This window comes from Mycobacterium helveticum, assembly GCF_007714205.1.
Taxonomy (GTDB): Bacteria; Actinomycetota; Actinomycetes; order Mycobacteriales; family Mycobacteriaceae; genus Mycobacterium; species Mycobacterium helveticum.
This window is the reverse complement of the sequence record NZ_VMQU01000210.1, coordinates 1-5423: the sequence shown is the minus strand read 5'-3', so window position 1 is coordinate 5423 and position 5423 is coordinate 1. Positions and strand designations below refer to the sequence as shown.

The window sequence follows — 5423 nt, the reverse complement described above, 5'->3', positions numbered from 1 at the left end:
TGTCCGGCCCAGTGCTGATCGGCGATCAACGCCCCAGCGCCGGTCACATAGGCCTTGACCCCCGACGGCGCAGGCACACTGTCCACGATCTTGCGGACCGCCGCGACAGACTCGCTGGCCAGGCTCTCGCCCTGGTTACCAGCAAGATACGCCTGCACATAGGCGGCCTTGCCGTCAGAGCTTTGCGAACCGGCGGCCGTCAGCGGATCCCCCCAGAAGTCCTGGACGTGCTGGACGTGCTTCGTGTCAGCCTCGAGTTTGCGGACGATCTGGTCGTAGAAATGGTGGGCCTCATCGCCCAGCGGCTTGTCACCTTCCAGCACGATCATGACCGCACTGTCACTGTTGAATTCGTTGAATACTTTGCCGATGTGCTTCATCGCTTGCATCGACGGCGCGTCCTTGGGGCTCATCGACACGGTGTGTTCTTCGGCGACCGCGTCCAGCGATGGAACCAAGACGCTGAGGACGACGACAAGCCCCACCCAGGCAAAGACGACGGGCACCGCGAGTTTGTGGACCGTTCGCGCGAAAACCGGCATATGCGGCAGCCCTGCGGCCCGGTCATCGGTCATGCGGACTTCACTATGCAGAACGTTTGCGCATTCATACCCTGACTCGACCTTTCGTCCTTGACCACCTCGTCCACGATGATCGCGCAGCCAATTCGGTTGCTGGCGCTGCCCCGCGTAACAATGTTGACGCGCGTCGAGGGAGCGGAGGGTGTCCAGCGCAACCGCGCGTTGGTTGCTCGCCGCCGCTGGACACTCGCGTCCAAGTAGCTGGCGTTGGCTAGCGTCGGCGGCGGACCATAAACCTGGTAAACCACGCGCTTGGGATCGAGCGGCTTGATCTCATCGGCGACGCCACTGGTCATCGTCTGATCGTCGTGGACGCCGAAAAAGGTGCGAAGCCGCAGTACGCAGAAGCCCGCTACCGCCACCACAAGCACGATGACCAGGACGATCCACATTTTCTTCATCGCGGCGCCAAGGTGAATCCTCCCCAGCCAACCATCTCCCGCTAGTTGGGCGCCCCACCGCCCATTCGACTGGATCGGTCACAGCCAATTGGACCGCAGCGCGGCTAGTTCGCCGACCAGGAGATCGGCAACGACAAATAGCCTCGGATCGGGCCCGACCGCAGGCGCTGCGCGCGGCCCAAGTCGACTTCCCAGTTGGGCACGCGGGCCAGCAAGGCGCGCAACGCGATCCGGGCCTCCATCCGGGCCAAGGACGCACCGAGACAGAAGTGAATGCCTCGGCCGAATGCCACTTGGTGTTCGGGTTTGCGCCCGATGTCAAACACGTCGGGATCAGCGAACACGCGTTCGTCACGATTAGCCGAGCCGAACAACAACAGCACCGAATCACCCGCCGACATTGTGACGCCATGCACTGTCACGTCGCGGGTCAACGTTCGCGAAAGTCCTTGAGCCGGTGAGTCATACCGCAGCAGCTCCTCAACAGCTGCCCCGAGCAAGCTCTCATCGCCAGCCAGCCGGTGGCGGGTGTCGCGATAGTCGGCCAGTACCACCGCGGCGTTGGCCAGCAGATTCGACGTCGTCTCATGACCGGCGATCAGCAGCAGCAGGCAAAAGCCAAGCAGTTCGTCGTCACTAAGGTGCTTTCCGTCGATCTCGGCACACACCAACGCTGACATCAAATCGTCGCGCGGTTGGCCGCGGCGGTCGGCGAGGAAATCGGTGAAGTAGCCATAGATCGCGGCCGCGGCTGCCAAAGCCTCGCCGGTCTCGCCGTGGGTGGGATTGGACTGCACCAACGCGTTCGACCATCGCCGAAATTGTGTACGGTCCTCGCGCGGCACACCGAGCAAATCAGCGATCACCATCGCTGGTAGTACAGCTGCGAAGTCGGCGACGAAATCGGCCGAACTGGCTTCCTGGATCAGGCCGGCCGTCAACTGATCAGCGAGGTCCTCGATCGCGCACGTCAGCGCCGCGATTCGTCGCGGGGTGAAGGCCTTGCTAACCAATGCCCGCAGCTGATCGTGTCGCGGGGGATCCATCAAAATCATCATCGGCAGCAGCGATTCGCGAAAAGTCGAGCCCGGTGGAGTCGGAAATACTCCGTCGACCGACGAGTAGCTGTGATGGTCAAGCAGCGCGCTGATGACATCCGCGTGGCGACTAAGTACCCAGGTGTTGGTATCGGCGGCGTGATAGACCGGTGCCGCGTCGCGTAGCTGCCGGTAGACGGGGTAGGGGTCGTCCTGAATTTCCGCGTCAAAGGGATCGTAGCGAAGTTGTACCGTCGACATAGCGTCTCCTGCCACATTGCAGAACGTCGGTTTAGACTGAGAGTTTAAACCGAGGGGAGGACTTTATGCGGAAGATTCCCGCTCAGATTGCCGACCGGTTGCCTGCCGCGGCCGAACTCTTCGCCGAGCGCGGGCTCAACGACACAAAGATCGAAGACGTCGCCGCGACCACGGGCATCGCCAAGGCCACGCTCTACTACTACTTCGCCGGCAAAGAAGAAATACTCGCCTTCCTCCTCGAAGACGCCCTACAACACGTCGCGCACGAGGTCACCGCGATCGTCGAGGCAGACGGCGCCGCCGCCCAACGCCTGCACGACGTCATCAGTGCCCAACTGCGCGTGATGGCCCAGCGGCCCGCTGTCTGTCGCGCCCTCATAGGAGAACTGGGCCGCGCCGCCCGCATGCCCGTCATCGCCAACATGATCAGCACTGCCTACTTCGAACCCGTCGAGACCTTGCTTCGCGCGGGCGCTAACGACCGTTCACTCGAGGCTCTCGACAACCCCAGAGCTGCCGCCATCGCGCTATTCGGTGCAGTCACCACCAGCGCACTGACCTACCTAATCACCGACGATACGCTCGACGAAGATCTAATCGCACGAACAATTCACGACGTCGTGTTTACCGGCATACGGCCACGCTAGCTCCCCCCGCAGACCAATCTGCGACCACGCGTGTGCTCGATAGTCAACGACTTTGAGCATTTCTGAACATCTCCTACCGCAACAGCTCACCCCCAGAACGCCCGCGTCCGATGGAGGTTCGCGGCCGGCGAGATCCGGGCACCTGACCAGTGCAGCCAGAACGTCGGACCCGAAAACCGCTAGCCCACCACGGCAATACCGCAGGTTTCGAATACGACCACTCCACCAGCACAGTGCCAACACACGACTTACACACCGCCCCTTGGTGTTTCGTGCACTGTGCAAAGTCTCGATGGTCGTCGCACACCAACCATGCGCCCGCACACGACGGGTCAAGTAGCCCGTGGCCGCGGGCAAAATTAGCGTCAGACGGGGGACTTGCCAGGGCTACGGAGGCGTGGCACAGCCTCGAAGCATCCAGGTCTCGAATGGCTCCGCCGGGCGGCGGCCGCAATAGTCAGATATGGCCAATCCGACCCGCGTCTCGGCAACGTGGGATGTCCACATCGCGATATTCGGTATCGCCGGTGGATCCTCACCCGAAGGCTGTCCCCGACGGCCTTCCGTTGTGTGGGCCACAGCCGCGAACCTCCGCGACCGGGCTTCCTTGGAGGCGCCGGGGGAGACCTCGACGTGATGGACGCTCTACGTCTTGACGTCGGGATCGTCTGTGTCACGCTGCGGGTTGGAAAGTCCTGGCGCGGGTGTATTTGATTGAGCTGCTGGCGGATTCGCCCCAGTCGTGCCAGTACCAGCAGTGCCAGGCGCCTTTTTCGTAGTGGTGTCTGCTTCGGGTTCAATCGGGTCGCGCAGATCGATCATTTCGGTGCCAGCCTGGGGAGATATGGTCTTGGTCGTCCAGGTGGACTTGACCCTCGACGATTTGCCTTTGTGTTCGACGTGTACCTCGATGGCATCGGTTGCACTCGCCCCGCTGGTGAGTGTGAAGTAGACGCGAATCTTGGCTTTGCCGCCATCGAAGTTGATTGGCCCGGCACCAGTTTTGGAACGTCCGATTAATGGCAGCTTGGTGTTGGTGCCAGCTGCCATGAGTTCAACCGAATCGACTTGCGCGGCCCCGCTTCCCTCCTTGGCGAGGACGACTTCCACGAACCCGGTCTTGTCGAATTCGCTTGTCACCGTGATGTTGGCGCGGTTCTGACGGATGTAGAGGACGACCGGCACGCCGATTGCGGCCCCCAACGTGGCGGCGGCAATGATGACGCCCCAAATAATCCAGTCGATGCCGAACATCAGGGACACCCGCACGGAAATGACTGTGCGCCCGTTATGGGGTCCACCTCGATGCCTCTATGACACACCTCGCTGCACCCGACCACCTTGCATTGCAAGAGGCCGTTGAAGAATCGTCTGAGATGGCAGCGGTCGTCGTTGTCCTCCCACACGACCTCATACGGGCCCCTCGACGCAGTGCCCACGCGAAAATCGATCGCACCCTCGTCGTCATTGCGCGTGGCTCGATAGAACGACACCGCTTCAGGGTGACCCGGATCCGGGGTCAACAGGTAGTCACCGTTGACCAGCGGAACCGCCGTGTGCCAGATGGCCGCGATGCGCTCGCCCTGACCCCGCTCAACGATGCCCAGACCTGAGCGCGCCTGAGCCCACGATTCTGCGGTGAAAGACAATACGGTAGGGGTGTGGAGCGACGGATGATCCGCATCCGAGAACACGATATCTTGTAGCGAGGGTTCTTCCGCTAGACGCTGCGCGAGCTCGACACTCTCTTCGTCTTGAGCCAATTCATTTCGCACTCTTGGATCTAGCGGTGGCACGATCCCGGCGAGTTCGAGCACGAATGCTGCCATTGTTGCCGGCCACGCCGGCATGCCTACCCCCGTCATGGCACAAACGATAGGGCGATCGCCGCAGCATGGGGCGCATTTCGGCATTTTCGCAGCGGTGGTCAATTTCATTGATCAACGCTGCGCCCCTCGCGGTCCGCGGTGTCGGCGGACGGTGGCTACGGTCTCCACCTTGTCGTAGGGAGACGTTCCCAGGTCGCTGCTTCGACGAGGCCCACCGTGATGAGGAAGGGCACGAACATGCGTTGTTGGGCTTCGGGTTGGCGGGCCAAAGCAGGCTCCAATCCCCCGGCGGGGGAGCGGCTGCGCAGTAGGACCACAGGCAGGAGCGTTTGCTGGAAACGCCCGCCCGCTCGACCGCTCGCCCGGTTATCGGCCCTAGGAATTGACTCATCGAGTGAATCACAATGCGTTAGTGCCACACTCGCTGCATCACGTCGAAACCGGTTGCAAGAGCGTGCGATGCGTATGGCGGCGGATTATCGGGAATGTATAGTGGCGCTCGACTACGTTGAAGTACAACCGATTGCGCTATATGCGGTAGTTCACTGGTAACCCGCCATATTCGATTCGGTCGTATTGCCGCTTGACAGTGTCGGCGTCGTCTGAAAACTGACCCCGTGTCGACGCGGTGGTTTCTAGGTGCGGTCGCAACACTTCTCTAGATTCT

The 5423-nt window shown here is 61.6% G+C and carries 6 protein-coding genes and 1 pseudogene; 1 reads left to right on the top strand and 6 read right to left on the bottom strand.

All coding sequences use genetic code 11. The features are described from left to right. The 3 genes from FPZ47_RS26405 to FPZ47_RS26395 all read right to left on the bottom strand — a co-directional run. Positions 1 to 575: MMPL family transporter (locus FPZ47_RS26405; protein WP_145039720.1), on the bottom strand; the 575-nt coding region annotated here is incomplete at its 3' end. Further along, on the bottom strand, positions 572 to 982 hold the full coding sequence (locus FPZ47_RS26400; RefSeq protein ID WP_042909907.1) for an MmpS family transport accessory protein: 411 nt from the start codon (positions 980 to 982) through the stop codon (positions 572 to 574). The genes FPZ47_RS26400 and FPZ47_RS26405, both read right to left, overlap by 4 nt. A 104-nt stretch (positions 983 to 1086) precedes the next feature. Further along, positions 1087 to 2280: a cytochrome P450 gene (locus tag FPZ47_RS26395; RefSeq protein ID WP_007172294.1), complete on the bottom strand. Its 1194-nt coding sequence runs from the start codon at positions 2278 to 2280 to the stop codon at positions 1087 to 1089. Positions 2281 to 2345: 65 nt separating this feature from the next. Between FPZ47_RS26395 and FPZ47_RS26390 the strand changes: the two genes are divergently transcribed. Then, positions 2346 to 2927 carry a TetR/AcrR family transcriptional regulator gene (locus FPZ47_RS26390; RefSeq protein ID WP_007172295.1) on the top strand — a complete coding sequence of 194 codons (582 nt, stop codon included), beginning with the start codon at positions 2346 to 2348 and terminating at the stop codon, positions 2925 to 2927. A 645-nt stretch (positions 2928 to 3572) separates the two neighbouring features. On the opposite strand, the gene FPZ47_RS26385 is transcribed toward FPZ47_RS26390, so the two are convergent. The 3 genes and pseudogenes from FPZ47_RS26385 to FPZ47_RS30020 form a co-directional block, all read right to left on the bottom strand. Continuing rightward, complete coding sequence (locus FPZ47_RS26385) at positions 3573 to 4181, bottom strand: hypothetical protein (protein WP_007172296.1); 609 nt, start codon at positions 4179 to 4181, stop codon at positions 3573 to 3575. After that, positions 4181 to 4792, bottom strand: a complete 612-nt coding sequence (locus FPZ47_RS26380) for a hypothetical protein (RefSeq protein ID WP_087139652.1) — start codon at positions 4790 to 4792, stop codon at positions 4181 to 4183. The genes FPZ47_RS26385 and FPZ47_RS26380 overlap by 1 nt, the downstream gene beginning before the upstream one ends. A gap of 119 nt (positions 4793 to 4911) precedes the next feature. Then, positions 4912 to 5025: pseudogene (locus FPZ47_RS30020) on the bottom strand (hypothetical protein); the annotation flags it as partial. Positions 5026 to 5423 lie beyond the last annotated feature (398 nt).

Excerpts from the sequence above, each read along its gene's own strand:
- FPZ47_RS26385 (WP_007172296.1), bottom strand. The coding sequence starts at position 4,181 with ATGTTCGGCATCGACTGGATTATTTGGGGCGTCATCATTGCCGCCGCC.
- FPZ47_RS26390 (WP_007172295.1), top strand. The coding sequence starts at position 2,346 with ATGCGGAAGATTCCCGCTCAGATTGCCGACCGGTTGCCTGCCGCGGCC.
- FPZ47_RS26380 (WP_087139652.1), bottom strand. The coding sequence starts at position 4,792 with ATGACGGGGGTAGGCATGCCGGCGTGGCCGGCAACAATGGCAGCATTC.
- FPZ47_RS26400 (WP_042909907.1), bottom strand. The coding sequence starts at position 982 with ATGAAGAAAATGTGGATCGTCCTGGTCATCGTGCTTGTGGTGGCGGTA.
- FPZ47_RS26395 (WP_007172294.1), bottom strand. The coding sequence starts at position 2,280 with ATGTCGACGGTACAACTTCGCTACGATCCCTTTGACGCGGAAATTCAG.